The 17,722-nt window shown below is 69.6% G+C and carries 7 protein-coding genes; 1 reads left to right on the plus strand and 6 read right to left on the minus strand.

The annotated features are described in order from the left end of the window. Positions 1 to 29: 29 nt before the first annotated feature. Positions 30 to 5,942, minus strand: coding sequence for an autotransporter domain-containing protein (locus AC2YHT_RS09875; protein ID WP_487289470.1), 5,913 nt, complete (start codon positions 5,940 to 5,942; stop codon positions 30 to 32). 248 nt (positions 5,943 to 6,190) lie between these two features. Then, positions 6,191 to 7,183, minus strand: coding sequence for an AraC family transcriptional regulator (locus AC2YHT_RS09880; RefSeq protein WP_487289471.1), 993 nt, complete (start codon positions 7,181 to 7,183; stop codon positions 6,191 to 6,193). Between the two features lie 99 nt (positions 7,184 to 7,282). Here AC2YHT_RS09880 and AC2YHT_RS09885 point away from each other — a divergent pair, with 99 nt between their 5' ends. Further along, entirely contained in the window at positions 7,283 to 7,918 is a 636-nt protein-coding gene (locus tag AC2YHT_RS09885; RefSeq protein WP_487289472.1) for a glutathione S-transferase family protein, read from the plus strand. Positions 7,919 to 7,939: 21 nt separating this feature from the next. Here the strand turns inward: AC2YHT_RS09885 and AC2YHT_RS09890 are convergent, their stop codons facing one another. The 4 genes from AC2YHT_RS09890 to guaA all read right to left on the minus strand — a co-directional run bounded on the left by AC2YHT_RS09890 (position 7,940) and on the right by guaA (position 17,697). Further along, positions 7,940 to 9,316 (minus strand): HlyD family type I secretion periplasmic adaptor subunit, encoded by a 1,377-nt coding sequence (locus AC2YHT_RS09890; protein ID WP_487289474.1) that lies wholly within the window; start codon positions 9,314 to 9,316, stop codon positions 7,940 to 7,942. Beyond that, entirely contained in the window at positions 9,313 to 11,112 is a 1,800-nt protein-coding gene (locus AC2YHT_RS09895) for a type I secretion system permease/ATPase (protein ID WP_487289475.1), read from the minus strand. The genes AC2YHT_RS09890 and AC2YHT_RS09895 overlap by 4 nt, the downstream gene beginning before the upstream one ends. Continuing rightward, a complete protein-coding gene (locus AC2YHT_RS09900) occupies positions 11,109 to 15,590 on the minus strand; it encodes a DUF7507 domain-containing protein (RefSeq protein ID WP_487289476.1) in 4,482 nt (1,493 codons plus the stop codon). The genes AC2YHT_RS09895 and AC2YHT_RS09900 overlap by 4 nt, the downstream gene beginning before the upstream one ends. 547 nt (positions 15,591 to 16,137) lie before the next feature. Further along, on the minus strand, positions 16,138 to 17,697 hold the full coding sequence (gene guaA, locus AC2YHT_RS09905) for a glutamine-hydrolyzing GMP synthase (RefSeq protein WP_487289477.1): 1,560 nt from the start codon (positions 17,695 to 17,697) through the stop codon (positions 16,138 to 16,140). Between the last annotated feature and the right edge of the window lie 25 nt (positions 17,698 to 17,722).

Below are 17,722 nucleotides of genomic sequence, written 5' to 3' on the forward strand. Positions count from 1 at the left end.
GCAATCTTGAGCCGCGCCGCCGCCTCCGATCAGAATCTCCAGCTGAGCTGGGCGCGAGCGCCGTGGTCGGTCGAGCGGTCGCCATAGTCCCCGGCGTAGCTGACGCCCAGCACGGCGCTCCGGCCGAGGTCGGCTTCCAGGCCCAGATTGACGGCGAGGCTGTCCTTGTCGATCGGGGCGCCGACGATCCTGAACGACGGCGCGCCGCTGAAGGCCAGGTCGATGGTCGGCGCGCGATCGCCGAACGCATGGCGCAGCGCGGCCGAACCGGTAAGGCGCAGGTGAAGCTCCCCGGCGTTCAGGTCGCTCTTCAGGCGCACGCCCACCGAACCGTAGGTCAGGTGTTCGTCGCCGCCGCCCCGCAGCGCGGCGGCGCCGCCTTGCTCGCTGACATCGGAGTCGGTCAGCGCGACATAGGCCAGGCCGGCGAACGGCTGCAGCGTCGTGCCGGCCACCTCACGCTTCAGGGCGACTTCGCCGAAGGCCTGATAGGTGTGGGCCGAATAGTCGCTCGACAGGGTCTCGCCGAACGTCCCGAACGCGACCCGGCGCGAGGCCTCGACCTCATGCCACGCATAGGCGCCGCCGAGCTGGAACGACACCCCGCCGCGCTCCGCCAGGACATAGCCGCCGAGGTGATAGGTCTCGACGTCGTGCTTAGCGCGCGAGGTCTTCAGGTCGCTGGTGCTGTAGCCCGCGGCGACGCCGGCGCGGATATCGCGGCCCAGCGAGCCGTCGTAGCCGGTCAGCAGCCCCTGGATGTCGCGGTCGTAGCTCTGTGCGTTGCCGTCGCCCTTCATGGAGCCCCAGCCGCCGAAGATCTGCCCCCACGCCGAGGTTCCGTCGGCGCCGGCTAGGTCGCCGCGCGCCAGGATCGCGTCGCGCACGAAGCGGCTGTCCTGGATCAGCGAGCCGCGCAGGCTGGCGTGGTCCGAACCGGCCAGCTGGTCGAAGGCGTCGCGCGCCTGATCGGCCGAGAGGTTGACCACGGCGTCGAAGACCGGGTTGTCCCAGCCCAGGCTCTCGGCGCCCGCCCCCGCCGCGACCTGGTTCGGGGTCACGCCGATGTCGGTGAAGCTGATGTCGTTGCGGCGCAGCCGCAGATAGACGTTCGAGCCGTCATAGCTGAGCGAGGGGTCGAGGAAGGCCAGGTTCGAGGTGACGCCGTCGAACTTGCCGCCGGCCGTCAGGCCGCCGTCGGCATGCAGGATCAGGTAGCTGGTCTGGGGCTTGTAGGTTCCCGCGCCCGCCAGGACCTTGACAGTCCCGCCCTGGATCGTGGCCGCGCCGGAGGCGAGGATCTTGTCCGACTGCCCAGCCGCGTTCGCCTCGACCTCGAAGATCGAGCCCGGCTTGAAGGTGACGCCGCCGGCGATGTTCAGCGTGCCGATCGAATTGCCGGGCGCGATCGTGCCCGACACGACGGTGGTCCCCACCGTGCCGACGCCTTGCAGGCGAGCACCGGACCAGACGTCCAGCGTTCCGCCGAGCAGGCCGTTCACCGCCAGCGTGCCCTGCTCGACCGTGGTCGAACCGGTGAAGCCGCTGGAGGCGCCGGTCAGCTCCGTCTTGCCCGCGCCGACCTGGCGGAGGGCGCCCGAGCCGGTGACGACGCCAGCGAAGGTGAGGCTGTCGGACCGGTCGAACACCAGCGCGCCATTGGCGACGACGTCGCCGCCGATCGAGCCCGTCGTGCCGCCTGCGCCAAGCTTCAGCTGCGCGCCCGAGGCGATAGTCGTTCCGCCGGCATAGGTGTTGTTCACCGTGAACGTCACGCCGCCGGCCAGGATGCGCACCGCGCCCGAACCCGAGATCAGCCCGCCGAAGGTGATGGCGTCCGACCGGTCGAAGGCCAGCACGCCGCTATTGGCGACGTCGCCGACGATCGAACCCGAAGTCCCGCCATCGCCGATCTGGAGCGTACCCGCCTGGATGGAGGTGCCGCCAGCATAGGTGTTGGTGCCGGTCAGGACCAGCGTGCCGGCCTCGGTCTTGACGATCTTGCCCACGCCGGTGATCGCCGCGCCGATCCTGGCGACGTCGGCCAGGACGCGGATCTCGCTGCCCGTCGCGACGGTGGTCAGCTGGCCGGTTCCGGTCAGCTCATAGCCCTCGTCCACGAACTGCAGGCCCAGGAAGCTCTGCGCGCCCTCCACCGTGATCTCGCCGCCGACAAACGCGCCGGCGTCCTTGAAGACGGCGTAGTTGCCCGCCCAGGCGGCCGGGGTGTTGCCACCCTGGTTCAGCCATTGGGTGCTGGCGGCGCTCCAGACGCCGTCGCCGCCCTGCCAGTGCTGAAGGGTGTCGTCGCCAGGAATGAGCGTGCTGATGATGAGCAGGTCGACCCGGCCGCCGCCCGCTTCCAGCGTGTAGTCCACATTGCTCAGCGACAGGGTGGAGTTGATCGTCGCCGTGTTGGCGGTCAGGGCGCCGCCGTAGGTGATCAGGCGATAGTATCCCAGGCCCGCCGCCATGGCGGGGGTCTGCGCGAGATTGACCACGCCGTTCAGCGCCAGGTCGCCGCTGACGACCAGACGGTCGCTGACTCCGGGCGAGGCCGACGACGCGCCCGGCGCGACCAGCTCGATGTCCAGGTTCGAGCCGGACGCCAGGGTCAGGTCACCCGCGATCGACAGGGTTGCGACAGCTCCGATAGATCCGCCGGAGCCGGGAGCCAGATGGCCGCCGCTCTGAATGGTGGTGTCGCCCACCGTGCCCCTGCCGCCCAGCGTCGCACCAGAAGCGACGGTGACCGTCGAACCGGCCAGGGAACCGTTGACCGTCAGGGTTCCCGCCTCGACGGACGTCGCACCGGTGAACGCCGAAGAGTCGCCGGTGAGGACCAGCTTGCCCGAACCGACCTGGCGGACCACGCCCGAGCCGCTGATCAGGCCGTCGAAGTCGAAGCTGTCGGAGCGATCGAACAGCAAGGCGCCGTTGGCGACCACGTCGCCGATCAAGCCGCTCGTGCCGCCGGCGCCGAGGTTCAGCTGCGCGCCCGAGGCGATGGTCGTGCCGCCGGCATAGATGTTGTCGGCGGTGAAGGTCACGCCGCCGTCCAGGATGCGCACCGCGCCCGAGCCGGAGATCCGACCGGCGAAGGTGATGGCGTCGGAACGGTTGAAGACCAGCACGCCACGGTTACCGACATTGCCGACGATCGAGCCCGAAGTCCCGCCGTCGCCGATCTGCAGCGTGCCCGCATCGATCAACGTCCCGCCGGTATAGGTGTTGGCGCCCGTCAGGATCAGCGTGCCGGCCTGGGTCTTGGTGACGAGGCCGGCGCCGGTGATCGCCACGCCGATCTTGGCGACGTCGGCCAGCACGCGGATCTCGCTTCCGCCCGAGACGGTGGCCAGCTGGCCAGTCCCTGTCAGCTCATAGCCCTCGTCGACGAACTGCAGGCCGATGAAGCTCTGCGCGCCGTCCACCGTGACCGTGCCGCCCGTGAAGGCGCCGGCGTCCTTGAAGATGGCGTACTTGCTCGCCCAGGCCGCCGGGGTGTTGCCGCCGTCGTTCAGCCATTGGGTGCTCGTCGCACTCCAGACGCCGTCGCCGCCCTGCCAGTGCTGCAGGGTGTTGTCGCCGGGAATGAGGGCGTTGCTGATGTAGAGATCGACCCGGCCGCTGCCGGCCTGCAGCGCGTAGTTCACGTTGCTCAGCGAGAGCGTGGAGTTGATCGTCGCGGTATTGGCGGTCAGGGCCCCGCCATAGGTGATCAGGCGATAGTAGCCGATGCCGGCGACGCCGTCGGCCGAGGCGGCGCTCTGCGAGAGATTGACCACGCCGTTCAGCGCCAGGTCGCCGCTGACGACCAGACGGTCGCTGACGCCGGGCGAGGCCGAAGACGCGCCCGGCGCGCCCAGTTCGATGTCGAGGCTGGAGCCTGACGCGAGGGTCAGGTCGCCGGCGATCGACAGCGTTCCAACGGAGTTGCCGGCGGCCAGATGGCCGCCGCTCTGGACCAGGGTGTCGCCCACCGTGCCGGTGCCGCCCAGCGTCGCGCCGGAGGCGACGGTGACCGTCGAACCTGCCAGGGAGCCGTTGACCGACAGGATCCCGAACCCGACCGTGGTCGCACCGGTGAAGGCCGAAGAGTCCTCGGTCAGGACCAGCTTGCCCGAGCCGGCCTTGCGGAACTCGCCAGCGCCCGAAAGCACGAAGCCATAGGTTCCGTCCGTGCTCTGATCGAGGGTCAGGAACGCGCCGGCGTCGATCGTCGCATCGTTGCCGAACAGACCGGCCTGGGCGATCACCCCGCCGCCCGAGATCGTCCAGTTCGAGGCGGACTCGCCGGTCAGCGTCAGGGTTCCTGCTCCCGTCTTGGTCACTGCGCCGCCGCTGGACATCTGGCCGCGGTAGACCCCGTCGAACGCCTGGTCGAAGACGACGCCACGGCTGCCGGCGCCGGTCCCGAAGACCACGCTGCCGGCCAGGCTGTTGCTGTCGCCCTTCAACACGCCTTCCAGCAGCGACCAGGTCTGGGCGCCCGTGCCGGTCAGGGTCCAGGTGCTGGCGCCCAGCTTCTCGAAGGTGTCGAAGCCCATGTAGCCGTAGCCGTCATAGGACCCGTCCGATCCGATATGCGTGGCGTCGAACGTGTCGTCGTCGGCGCCGCCCAGGGCCAGCACGTTGTTGGAGCCGCCGCCGGTCACTGCCACGATGTCACGGATCCACGAGCCGGCGTGAAGCTCCAGGCGGTTGTCGCTGCCGAACAGCTCGATCGCATAGGCGCGCTGGGAGCTTACGCTGACGCCGCCGATGATCGTGCCCGAATTGATGATCGTGGTGGAGCCGGTGCTGGCGCCGACCACGCCCCTGCCGCCGGCGCCCCGCCGGATCGCGTTGGAGGCCGGGCCGCCCGCCCCGCCCCGGATCGTCCCGTCATTGATCAGCAGCCCCGGCTGGCCGCCGGTGAAGACGATGCCCGCCCCGCCGGCGCCGGAATACATCCCGCTGAAGTTGCCGTTCCCTTCCCCGCCGACGCCGCCGGCGATGACGCCGGTCGCGCTGTTCTCGATCGTGCCGCCCCAGGCGATCACGCCGATGCCGGCCGCCCCGCCGTTCGAGTAGCCGTAACCGCCCTCGCCGCCGGTGATCGTCCCCGCGTTGACGATGGTTCCAAGATTGCTGAGCACGCCGGCCGCGCCGGCCCCGCCCCAACTGGCGAAAGTGCCCCCGGCCCCGCCTGTGATCGTGCCGCTTTGGACGTTCAGCGAACCGCCGTTGTAGAGGAAGAGGCCCGCGCCACCGTTGCCGAGCGAACTGCCCGCACCGCCCGTGATGGCGCTGGCCGCACCGCCCGCGCCGCCGCCCACGGTCACCGAGCCGCCGTTCAGCAGCACCAGCCCGACGCCGCCGCCGCCACCGCCGCCGCCGCCGCCAGCGTTGCCCTCGCCGCCGTCGCCCCCCGTGATGTCATAGCCCGCGGTCGACAGCCGCACGTTCGCGCCCGTCAGCACGAGCCCGCCGCCACCGCCGCCGCCGGCCGCGTTGGCGCCGCCGTTGGCGCCGTCCGTCCCGGCGAAGTCGACGACCAGCGAGATGGTTCCGGTCGAAGCGACCTGCCAGCCCAGGCCGCCGTCGCCGCCAAGGCCGGTGGAGCCGCCGCCGCCGCCGCCGGCCGAGAGGTCGTTCAGCGCCCCGGGCTGCCCTCCGGCCTGGCTGCCGTTGGCCCCGGCCTCGGCCGAGCCGGTCGGCGTGGCGGCCGCCGCCCCGCCATAGTTTCCAGCGCCGGAGGCGCCGCCGGCGCCGCCGGCGATGCCGCCCTGGGGCGTATAGGAGCCGAAGCCGGCGCCAGCGCCGCCGCCCTGGGTGATCTGGCGGGCCTGAGCCATCGGGGCTGCAAGGCTGACCGCCAGCGCTAGCACCGTGAGCGAGACCGAATTGCGGATAGCCCGCGTGTTGTTGAACGCCCGAACCGTGTTGATCGACTGCCGCACTTTGACACCTGCCAGGCCCGTCTTGGCGGGCCGTTCTTGAACCGCAGGGACGTCAGATCGCGTCACGCGACGCGCTGGCCTGGGCCCAGGCCCGATCCCCCTGAAACGCACGTGCAAACAGGGATCGACGGCGACGCTTCAGGCCAGCCAGGTCGAGGATCCGCATGACGCGCGTCAGCCCGTCCCTGCCAGCGAGGCGGGCGCCGGACTATGCGATCCCGGCATGAACAGCGGAGTTTGGAGAAAGGTCAGTGCGCGTTGCGGCGCAGGGTGTCCGAAGGACGCTCGCCGAAGCGGAGGCGATAGGCCTGGGCGAAGCGGCCCAGCTCCCAGAAGCCGTGATCCATGGCGACCTTGGTCACCAGGGTGGTGGCGGGATCCGAAGCCCGCAGCCTGGCATGGACGAGGTCCAGCCGGCGATTGCGGGCGTAGCGCACCGCGCCTTCCCCAAGAAATTCCTGGCAGGCCAGGTTGAGCGTCCGCTCGGCCGCGCCCACGACCCTGCAGATGTCGCCCAGCGACAGCATCTCCTCCGGGCGCTCCTCCAGGGCGCGCTCGAAGCGGGCGACGATCTGGCGATGGCGCCCCAGGGCGGCCCTGTCCGGCTTGACCAGCCCCTCCGAGAGACAGGCCATCAGCCTGTCCACGACCGCTCCCGCCAGGGCCTTTGACGGCTGCGGCTGCGCCAGGACTTCGGGCGTGCTCTGGATCACGCCTGAGATGTCGCTCATCAGCCCGATGAGTTCATTCATCGCCGCCGACGGCGCGACGAACATGCGGTCATCGTCCAGCGGCGTCGCATGGCCCGCGCCCATCAGGTTGGGCGCATGCTCGGTCAGCCGCTCGAACGGCATGGTCACGATGCCGAAGGCCCACGGCATGTCGGGCGGAGAGCCCGTGACGGTCCGCTCGTTGGGCCGGAAGTGGAAGATGTGCCGGCCGAACAGCTTGCGCCCCGAGACGCGCCGCATGATCCCCGGCTCGGTGGCGAACATGAAGGTGTGGACGCCGGGAATGGCCGCGGTCTGGGCGATGCCCTGGGCGAAGCGGCCCATGCCCAGGTTCAGTCCGCCGAAGCTCGCCCGCGCCAACATGCCGTCGAAGCGCCGGCTGGCCCGTTCGAGAGGAAGCGGCTTGGCGCCCGAATTGATGTCGCCGATCGCCAGCGCCATCGTCTCGGCGTCGGTGAACCTGGCGAAGGCGCTCGAGGCGGAAGGTACGCTGGACGGGTCGGGTGTCATCGTGATGCGGAGAGGTCGCGAACTGTGTCGGCTTAGCGACAATCTCCAACCGGTATGCCAAGACTCGGCAAAGGACAACCGGAGCCCGCTGGAACCTAGATGGACCTGATCAGTCTTCCCGTGTCGCCGTTCGCGGCGCGCGTCCGCATCGCGATCTACGCCAAGGGCCTGCCCATCGACCTGATCCCGCCGCCAGCGGGCTGGCGCGACAACCGCCACTTTCGCGACCTCAGCCCGACCGGGCGCATCCCCGTCCTGCTCGAAGATCGCGGCCCCCTCTGGGAGTCGGCCGTCCTGCTCGAATATCTGGAAGAGCGGTTTCCGGAGGCGCCGTCCCTGATGCCTGTCGATGTCTTCGACCGGGCGATGGCGCGGATCCTCGTGCGGCACGTGGATCTCTATCTGATGCCGTCGATGGTCGCTCTGGCAAAACCGCGCACAGACGCCGCGAGCGCCCGCCGGGCGGTCGAGGAACTGCTGAACGGCGTCACGATGCTCGAAGACCTCTTGCAGGGACCGGGCTACGCCCTGTGCGACCGCCTCACGATCGCCGACTGCGCCCTGGCCCCCGCCCTCTTCGCGATCGGCGTGACGGCCGAACGCCTCGGCATGGACCTGATCGCGCCCGCCTCGATCACCGAGGCCTACGCCCACTTCCTGCGGCGGGACCCGCACGTCGAACGCGTGATCGACGAGATGGAAGAGGGCCTGCGCCACCTCGTGCAGGTCGGCTAGCGAGGGCCCTGGGGGACGGCGTCACTGCTCGCGGAAGCTCCGGAAAAGCCGCTGTTGCAACGGCTCCAGCAGGTACTGCAGCGCCGTGCGCTTGCGCAGCGGCGCCACGACCTCGACCGGCAAGCCCGCCTTCAGCGCCGGCGGCTCCCGGCCCGGCTGCCTTAGCGCGGCCAGTTCTTCGGGCGGCACCGCGACCTCGGCCCGGAAGTAGCGCGCGCCGGTCTTGTCGTCGGTGAAGCCGTCGGCCGAGAGCTTGGTCACCGTGCCTTGCAGCAGCGGCAGATGGCGATCGTGGAACGCCGTCAGCCGCACGTCGGCGGCCTGGCCGACATGGACGTCGTCGGCGTCGTTCGGCGACACCCGGGCCTCGATGACCAGCGGCGCGCGCTGCGGCACGATCTCCATCAGGACATCGCCCGGCGCGGCGACGCCGCCGACCGTGAACACCTTGAGCCCGACCACCTGGCCCGAGGCCGGCGCCCGGACCATGCCGCGCGACAGCTGATCGCGCGCCGCGGCGAGCCTGGGCTTGAGGTCGTTGAGCTCGATCTCAGACTGGCGCAGGTCGGTGATCACCTCGTCCATGTGCTCGCGGTCGCCTTGCAGGGCTTGCATGCGGGTTTCGCCGATGCCCTCGCGGGCGCTGGCGGCCTGGGCGCGATAGGCGCCGTCGGTTCCGACGAGGTCGGCCGCGGCCCGTTCGAGCGCCCTCACCCGCGTCAGCGGCGCATAGCCCTGGGCGGCCAGCTTGCGCATGCCGTCCAGCTCCTCGCCGATCAGCCGCTGCTGCTCGCGGTTCGCGGCGAGCTGGCGGTTGTAGCCGTTGATCTGCTCGGCCAGCTGACTGGCCCGCTCGCCCAGCACGCCGCGCCGAGAGGCCAGGGCCGCGCGCTGGGCGGCGAGCTGGCGGCGCTCCAGGCCCATGGCCTCGTCGGCCAGCGTCCGGTCCTCGGCGGGCAGGCCGGCGAAGGCGACCGGCATGACCGGCTCGGCGAGGCCGTCGCGCTCGGCGACCAGCCGGGCCCGGCGCGCCTCGACCGCGAACACCCGGGCGGCCAGCGCCCGTTCCTGGGCCCGGACCTCCTGGACGTTCAGCTCCAGCAGCACCTGGCCCTGGCTGACCTTGTCGCCCTCCTGCACCCGCAGGGCCGAGATCACCCCGCCTTCGCGATGCTGCACCGCCTGGCGGCTGCCGGAGACCACGACGACGCCTTGCGCATAGGCCCCCGCGTCGAGCGGCGCGAAGGCGGCCCAGCCCATGAAGCCGACGAAGAACAGGCCGGCGGCGGCGAGGCCGACGCGGAGCTCCCAATGGGGTCCGTCGGTGGGGCCGTCCTCCTTGTAGGCGTCGACCGTGGTCAGGGCCCCGGTCTTTCTGACGGCGAGCGAGGCGGTCATGGCGCGCCCCCGGTGACCCGCAGGTCGGGCGGCGCGTTGGCCGGCCGGGGCAGTCCGGCGACCCGGGCCTCAAGGGCCTGCAGCACCTCGCGGCGCGGGCCGTAGAGGTCCATGGCGCCCTCGCGCAGCACCAGCAGCTTGTCGGCCACGCCCAGGATGTTGAGGCGATGGGCGATGACCACCAGGGCCGCCCCCCTCGCCTTCTGGGCCGCGATCGCATGCTCCAGCGCCGTCTCGCCCTCGAAGTCGAGATTGGAGTTGGGCTCGTCGAGGACGAACACCTGGGGTCCGCCGTAGAGGGCCCGGGCCAGGGCCAGGCGCTGGGCCTGGCCGGCCGACACCCCCGCCCCGCCCGGCCCCAGCGGCGTGTCATAGGCCTGGGGCAGGCGCAGGATCATCTCGTGCGCGCCGGCCGCGGTCGCCGCCGCCACCGCCCGCTCGTCGATCTCCCGGGGGTCGCTCTCGGTGATGCTGGCGAAGCGGGCGATGTTCTCCTTCACCGTGCCGGCGAACAGGCCGCAGTTCTGCGGCAGGTAGCCAATGTGGGCGGCCAGGCGCTCTGACTGCCAGTCGGAAAGGTCCGCGCCGTCGATGCGCACGCAGCCCTGGTCGGGCGTCAGGGCGCCGACCAGCACCCTGGCCAGGGTGGTCTTACCCGCGCCGCTGGGACCGACGACGCCGATGATCTCGCCGGGATTGAGGTCGAAGGAAACGCCGCGCAGGATCATGCCCGCGCCATCGGCGGCGCGGACGCCGGCCTGCTCGGCCCGCAGCCGGCCCTTGGGCTCGGGCAGGCGCGTGCGGACCGGCGCGGCCGGCGAGCGCTCGAACAGGTCGACCAGGGTGCGCAGGCCGTCGCGCGCCTGGATCACGCTCTTCCAGGCCCCGACGATCTGCTCGACGGGCGCCAGGCTGCGGCTCAGCAGGATCGAGGCGGCGATCACGCCGCCGGCCGAGATCTCGTGGCGCACGGCCAGCCAGGCGCCGGTGCCAAGCGCCAGGGATTGCAGCGTCAGCCTCAGGAAGCGGATCAGGCCGGTATAGACCCCGCCGGTGAACTGGGCGTCGGCCTGCAGGCCGACGGCGGCGCGGCGGTCGAGCAGCTGGCGCACGATCAGAGGCTCGCGCATGCCCAGGGCCTTCACCAGCCCGCCCTGGCTGGCGATCGCCTCCTGCGTGGCGTAGGCCTCCGCCGAGGCCTGGTTCAAGGCCTCGAGCTTGGTGCGCGTGGCCTGCTCGTTGAGGATGGCGAGGATCAGCAGGATCCCTGCCCCGATCACCGAGATGACGCCCAGCAGCGGGTGCAGGATGAAGCAGAGCGCCAGGTAGATCGGGGTCCAGGGGGCGTCGAGCATCGCCGTGGCCGCGGGACCCGAGACGACATTGCGGAAGGCGTCGAACTCCCGCATGGCCTGGCGCAGCCGCGGCCCGGAGTCGGGACCAAGGCCGCCAGTCAGTCGGGTCAACACTTCGGGAGCCAGCTGGCGGTCGAGGCGCAGGCCAAGACGCACCAGGATGCGCTGGCGGAGGCTGTCGAGCAGGGCCAGGGTGGCCAGGGCGAAGACGACCGCCACGGTCAGAAACGCCAACGACAGGAGCCCGCCGGTGGGCAGGACCCTGTCGTAGATCTGCAGCATGTAGAGGGTCGGCGCCAGGTAGAGGATGTTGACCAGGGCGCTGAAGCCGGCGGCGATCAGCAGGTGCCGCCGGCAGGTTTTCAAGGCGCCGGCCAGCGGCTCGGGAAGGGCGCGCCGCCCCGAGCCTCTCGCCCTGCCCGCGCCGCCCCGGCCGCTCATGCGAGGACGTCCTCGGCGTGGTAGCGGGTCAGCATGGTCACGAACAGATGGTCGTCGGCGCTGCAGGAATAGGCCACGCCGTTGATCGTGCCGTAGTTGTTGTACTCGTCGAGCGCCGTGTGCAACCCCGAGCCGGAGCCCTGCCAGGCCGCGCTGCTCTGCTTGATCGCCGGACCGTTGAAGTCGGCCACGCCGTCATGGTTGGCGTCGGCGTATTGCTGCAGCCAGTCGATGGCCTGGTTCATCTTGTAGGTCGGGCTGTTGGGATCAAGCGCCCCGCCAGCCCCGTTGCCGGCCTCGAAGTTCAGCCAGGTGGCGATGACGTCGCGACCCAAGACGTAGCGGGCGTCCTGCGACGGCTTCTGCGAGGCGTCGATGACCTTGAGGGCCATCGCCAGGGACATCTTCAGGGTGTCCTCGCCGGCGTCGGTGACGCCGTTGCCGTTGTAGTCGCCCAGCAGGATGTAGCGCTCTTCCTTGTTGCTGCTGCCCGGGTCGGGGCCGTCGGTGATGCTGTTGTTGAAGGCCAGCAGTTCGCCGTTCGGGAAGTCAGGACCGGACTTGGTTTCGTTGCCCACCGTGCCGTCCCAGAAGGTCAGGCCGTTGGGCGACAGCCAGAAGCCCGGGGTGCGCGTGCCGACGCAGTCGATCAGGCCGTAGTAGTAGGCCAGGTCATGGTCGCTGACCGGACCGCCGGAATAGCTGCCCGACGCGGTGGCGTCGTTGACGTGCTGGCCGGCGGTCCAGGGCGCGGAGATCTGGAACTCCGTGCTGGCGCCGACCCCCAAGGTTCCCAGATCGCGCGCCGTGCCTGCCGCCGCGCCGTTCAGATCGAACACGGAGTCGGTCACCGAGGCGTTGGTCAGGGTGACGTTGCCGGTGTTGGCCACCACGAACTTGAACATGATGTTGGCGCCGGAGGTGGCGATCGGCCCCATCGGGTCGTCCGCGTCGTTCCAGGTCGCGCCGCCATCGATCGAGACGTACTTCTCGATGTCGATGCTAGCCCTCTGCAGCACGGGCACGGTGGCGTCGTCGGTGTCGGGCCCGGTCTGGTTGGAGTCGGCCGTGGCCGTGTTCTCCAGTTGCCCGTCTCCGCCGCCGTTGGAGTCCAGCTCAGCCTGGGTGACGGTGTGCTTGGCCGTGTAGCCCCAGGTTTCGCCGACCTCCAGGAGGCCGTCATTGTCGCCCGAGACGTCGGCGCCGCGGACCAGCGATCCGACATCGGCGTAGGGGTCCGTCACCGTCACGCCGTCGAGCGTCGTGTTGCCGGTGTTGGCGACGGTGATGACGTAGCTGATCTGCTCGCCGGCCGCATCGGCCGTGCCGCCGGGGACGGTGGCGTCCTTGACGATGTTGAGACTCGGCCGGCGATCGACAGGCACGGTGGCGTCGTCGGTGTCAGGCCCGGTCTGGTTGGAGTCGGCGGTCGCCGTATTCTCCAGCTGTCCGTCGCCGCCGCCGTTGGAGTCGATCTCGGCCTGGGTCACGGTGTGCTTGGCCGTGTAGCCCCAGGTTTCACCGACCTCCAGGAGGCCGTCGTTGTCGCCCACGACATCAGCGCCGCGGACCAGGGATCCGACATCGGCGTAGGGGTCGGTGACCGTCACCCCATCCAGCGTGGTGTTGCCGGTGTTGGCGACGGTGATGACGTAGCTGATCTGCTCACCGGCCGCGTCGGCCGTGCCTCCAGGCACCGTCGCATCCTTGACGATGTTCAGGCTCGGCCGGCGATCGACGGGCACGCTGGCGTCGTCGGTGTCCGGGCCAGTCTGGTTGGAGTCGGCGGTGGCCGTGTTCTCCAGCGCGCCGTCTCCGCCGCCGTTGGAGTCGATCTCGGCCTGGGTCACGGTGTGCTTGGCCGTGTAGCCCCAGGTTTCGCCGACCTCCAGCAGGCCGTCATTGTCGCCCGAGACGTCGGCGCCGCGGATGATGGATCCGGCGTCGGCGTAGGGATCAGTGACGGTGACGCCATCCAGCGTGGTGTTGCCGGTGTTCGCGACCGTGATGACGTAGCTGATTTGCTCACCGGCCGCGTCGGCCGTGCCTCCAGGCACGGTCGCATCCTTGGTGATGTTCAGGCTCGGTCGGGGGGCGACTGGGACGCTGGCGTCATCGGTGTCGGGGCCGGTCTGGTTGGAGTCGGCCGTGGCCGTGTTCTCCAACTGCCCGTCGCCGCCGCCGTTGGAGTCCAGCTCAGCCTGGGTGACCGTGTGCTTGGCCGTGTAGCCCCAGGTTTCGCCGACCTCCAGGAGGCCGTCGTTGTCGCCAACCACGTCGGCGCCGCGGATGATGGATCCGGCGTCGGCGTAGGGATCGGTGACGGTGACGCCATCCAGCGTGGTGTTGCCGGTGTTGGCGACCGTGATGACGTAGCTGATCTGTTCACCGGCCGCGTCGGCCGTGCCGCCGGGAACGGTGGCGTCCTTGGTGATGTTCAGGCTCGGTCGGCGATCGACGGGCACGCTGGCGTCGTCGGTGTCCGGGTCCGTTTGATTGGAGTCGCCGGTCGCCGTGTTCTCCAGGGCGCCGTCTCCGCCGCCGTTGGAGTCGATCTCGGCCTGGGTCACGGTGTGCTTGGCCGTGTAGCCCCAGGTCTCACCGACCTCGAGCAGGCCGTCATTGTCGCCAACCACGTCGGCGCCGCGCACGATCGAGCCCACGTCGGCGTAGGGGTCGGTGACAGTCACGCCGTCCAGCGTGGTGTTGCCGGTGTTGGCGACCGTGATGACGTAGCTGATCTGCTCACCGGCCGCATCGGCCGTGCCTCCGGGCACCGTCGCGTCCTTGACGATGTTGAGGCTGGGCCGGCGATCGACCGGCACGCTGGCGTCGTCGGTGTCGGGGCCGGTCTGGTTGGAGTCGGCCGTGGCCGTGTTCTCCAGGGCGCCGTCGCCGCCGCCGTTGGAGTCGATCTCGGCCTGGGTGACCGTGTGCTTGGCCGTGTAGCCCCAGGTTTCGCCAACCTCCAGCAGGCCGTCATTGTCGCCAACCACGTCGGCGCCGCGCACGATCGAGCCGGCGTCGGCGTAAGGGTCGGTGACGGTGACGCCGTCCAGCATCACGTTGCCGGTGTTGGCGACGGTGATGACGTAGCTGATCTGCTCACCGGCCGCGTCGGCCGTGCCGCCGGGGACGCTGGCGTCCTTGGTGATGTTGAGGGCTGGATTGCGGGTCAGGGCCACGGTCTCGGGGTCGGTGTCCGACGCCGTCAGGCCGCTGGCCGAAACGCCCGTGGCCGTGCCGGTGTTGGTGTAGCCGGCGGCCTCGATCTCGGCCTGGCTGAACACGTGGAGCAGGCTGCCCGTGGCCGACGCTCCGGGCGCGAGGTCGTCGGCCTGGCCGTCGCCGTCACGGTCGGTGAGGCCCGTCAGGGTCACGGGGATGTCGTCGGCCGTGTTTCCAGGGGTGCCGTTGTCATCCATCAGGGTGACGTTCAGCAGATTGATCGTGCCGGTGTTGGTGACCGTGAAATTGAAGAGCTGGGTGTCGCCCGCGTCGTCGCCATTGGCGTCGCCGTCCGTGCGGGTTCCGGCCGTCTTGACCACGTCGATATGCGGCGGGATCGGCTGGTTGCCGATCTCGACGTTGTAGGTGGTGGCCGCGCTCAGGGTGACGGTCTCGAAGGCGCCGGTGGTCTGGGTCCAGCCGTCCTGCAGCACCTCGTCGACCTGGACCGAGCCCAGGGTCAGCGGCAGGCCGCCGAACTGGAACGAGCCGTCGGCGCCGGTGACCGTCGAGCGTTCGCCCGCGTCCAGCACGCCGTTCTTGTTGTCGTCGATGAAGATCGTCCAGCCCGCCAGGCCCGCCTCGCCGGCGTCCTTGACCCCGTCGCCGTCGGTGTCGAGGAACTTGACGCCGCTGATGATGGCGGCCTGCTCGGTATTGAATTCCTCAAAGCCGTCGTCGGCGCCGTAGGCCGTGCCGGGGCGGCCAAAATCGGCGTACATCGTGATGTAGGCGCTGCTCAGGTCCGCGCCGCCGAACAGCGAGACCGGCACGTAGAAGATGTAGTCGTCATTGCCGCTGCCCGACGAGAAGGCGTCCATAAGCAGGGTCTTGTCGCCGCCCGCGTCGAGGTCGAAGATCTTGGTGAAGTCGGCGTCCAGTTCGTGCGTGGCCGCCACGTAGTCGGCGCCGGTCGCCGGCGCCGACGAATAGTAGATCTTCATCGCGTTGAGCGCGGTCAGCGGATTGGCGTTGGTCTCGTTCAGGTCCAGCCGGAATTCCAGGTACTGCACGCCGTCGATCACCCGGATCGGGATCTGGTTGAAGGTCAGGCTGCTGGTCTTGCTCTGGTCGGTGTCGAGCACGCCGTTGGCGTCGGTGTTGAATCCCTCCTCCTCGCCGTCGTTGTCGCCGATGGCCAGAAAGGGCGCGTAGTTGCCCGTGCCGGAGCCTATGGCGTCGCCGCGTGTGATGATCACGCCGTTGACGGTGGTGCTGCTGCCTGGTGCGGTGATGTCTATGTCGGCCATGACTGGCTCCTGAACGCTTCGCGCGCCGGCCCGAAGGGCTCGTCCGCGCGACCCAAAGGAAGTCCTCGATCACAAGTCGACGGGGGAGACGAATGGCGCGTCCAGGGTCGGCGCATGAAAGCGTTCGCGCGGATACCTGAAGTTCGCGGCGGCTTTCTGGGATGCGGTCATCCGCCCCCTTGTCGCCGTTCAAGACATTCATGCAACGCGAAACGCCTACGCGAGGCGAAACAGCGGCTAGCGATCTGCCTAGTTCGGCTCCACGTCAATAACTCGACCTTAGCAATGCAAAGGCGTCATGCAGAATGCACTACGGTGAAAGCCTCAGATTTCGCCTCAATTGCGCATTCAGAAATCAGTGATTGAAATATATTAGACTTTCGCCAGGGTGGAGGCGTCCGAAAACTCGCCAAATAACGCAGCGTGGATCCGCCGCCGCCGTACAGTCCGCGAGGCGGGCCGCTGGACCTAGAGCTCCGAGGCCATGCACCAAGCCAGCATGCTTATCGGAGGCAAAAAAGAAGGCGCCCGAAGGCGCCTTCCTTGATCACTCCCACTCGATCGTGCCGGGCGGCTTGCTGGTCACGTCGTAGACGACGCGGTTGACGCCTCGGACCTCGTTGATGATCCGGGTGGCGGTCTTGCCGAGGATTTCCCAGGGGAATTCGAAGAAGTCGGCGGTCATGCCGTCGGTCGAGGTGACCGCGCGCAGGGCCAGGACGTTTTCGTAGGTGCGGGCGTCGCCCATGACGCCGACGGTCTTGACGGGAAGCAGCACGGCGAAGGCCTGCCAGATCTTGTCGTAGAGGCCGGCGTTGCGGATCTCTTCGAGGTAGATGGCGTCGGCGTCCTGCAGGACCTTGACCTTCTCGGGCGTGATCTCGCCGGGGATGCGGATGGCCAGGCCCGGGCCGGGGAACGGGTGGCGGCCGACGAAGGCCGGAGCCAGGCCCAGCTCGACGCCCAGGGCGCGAACCTCGTCCTTGAAAAGCTCGCGCAGCGGCTCGACCAGCTTCAGCTTCATGTAGTCGGGCAGGCCGCCCACGTTGTGGTGGCTCTTGATCACCGCCGACGGACCGCCGCGGGCCGAGACGCTCTCGACGACGTCGGGATAGAGGGTCCCTTGCGCCAGGAACTGCGCGCCGTCGATCTTGGCGGCTTCCTTGTCGAAGACCTCGATGAACAGGCGGCCGATGGTCTTGCGCTTGGTCTCGGGGTCGGAAACGCCGGCCAGCTCGCCCAGGAACAGGTCGCCGGCGTCCACGTGGACCAGCGGGATGTTGTAGTGGTCGCGGAACAGGGTGACGACCTGGTCGGCCTCGTTCTTACGAAGAAGACCCGTGTCGACGAAGACGCAGGTCAGCTGGTCGCCGATGGCCTCGTGGATCAGCACGGCGGCCACCGAGCTGTCGACGCCGCCCGACAGGCCGCAGATCACCTTGCCGTCGCCGACCTGGTCGCGGATCTTCTGGACCATCTCCTGGCGGAAGGCCGCCATGGTCCAGTCGCCCTTCAGGCCGGCCAGGGCCAGGAAGTTCTTGTAGATCTGGGGGCCGTTGACCGTGTGGTAGACCTCGGGGTGGAACTGCAGCGCGTAGATCTTCTTGGCGTCATTGGCGATGGCGGCGAAGGGCGCGCCGTTCGAGGTGCCCACCACCTCGAAGCCTTCCGGGATGGCGGTGACGCGATCGCCGTGGCTCATCCAGACGGTTTCCAGCTCGCCGACGCCGGCCAGGCCCTGGAACAGCGGGCTTGTCTTGCCGATGGTCAGCTCGGCGCGACCGAACTCGCCGGCGTGGCCGCCCTCGACCTTGCCGCCCAGCACGTCGCACAGCAGTTGCTGGCCGTAGCAGATGGCCAGCAGCGGCAGGCCCAGATCAAACAGCTTGCGGCCGATGCGGGGGCTGTCGGCCTCCAGCACGCTGGCCGGGCCGCCCGACAGGATGATGGCCGAGGGCTTGTACTCGTCGACCAGCGCTTCGGCCTTGTCGAACGGATGGATCTCGCAATAGACGCCGGCCTCGCGCACCCGGCGCGCGATCAGCTGGGTCACCTGGCTGCCGAAGTCGACGATCAGGACGCGCTGGTGGTGGGTTTCGGTGGTCATCGGGCGGGTCTCCAGCGGTCGTATG

Source organism: Caulobacter sp. SRI_008 (genome assembly GCF_057586355.1).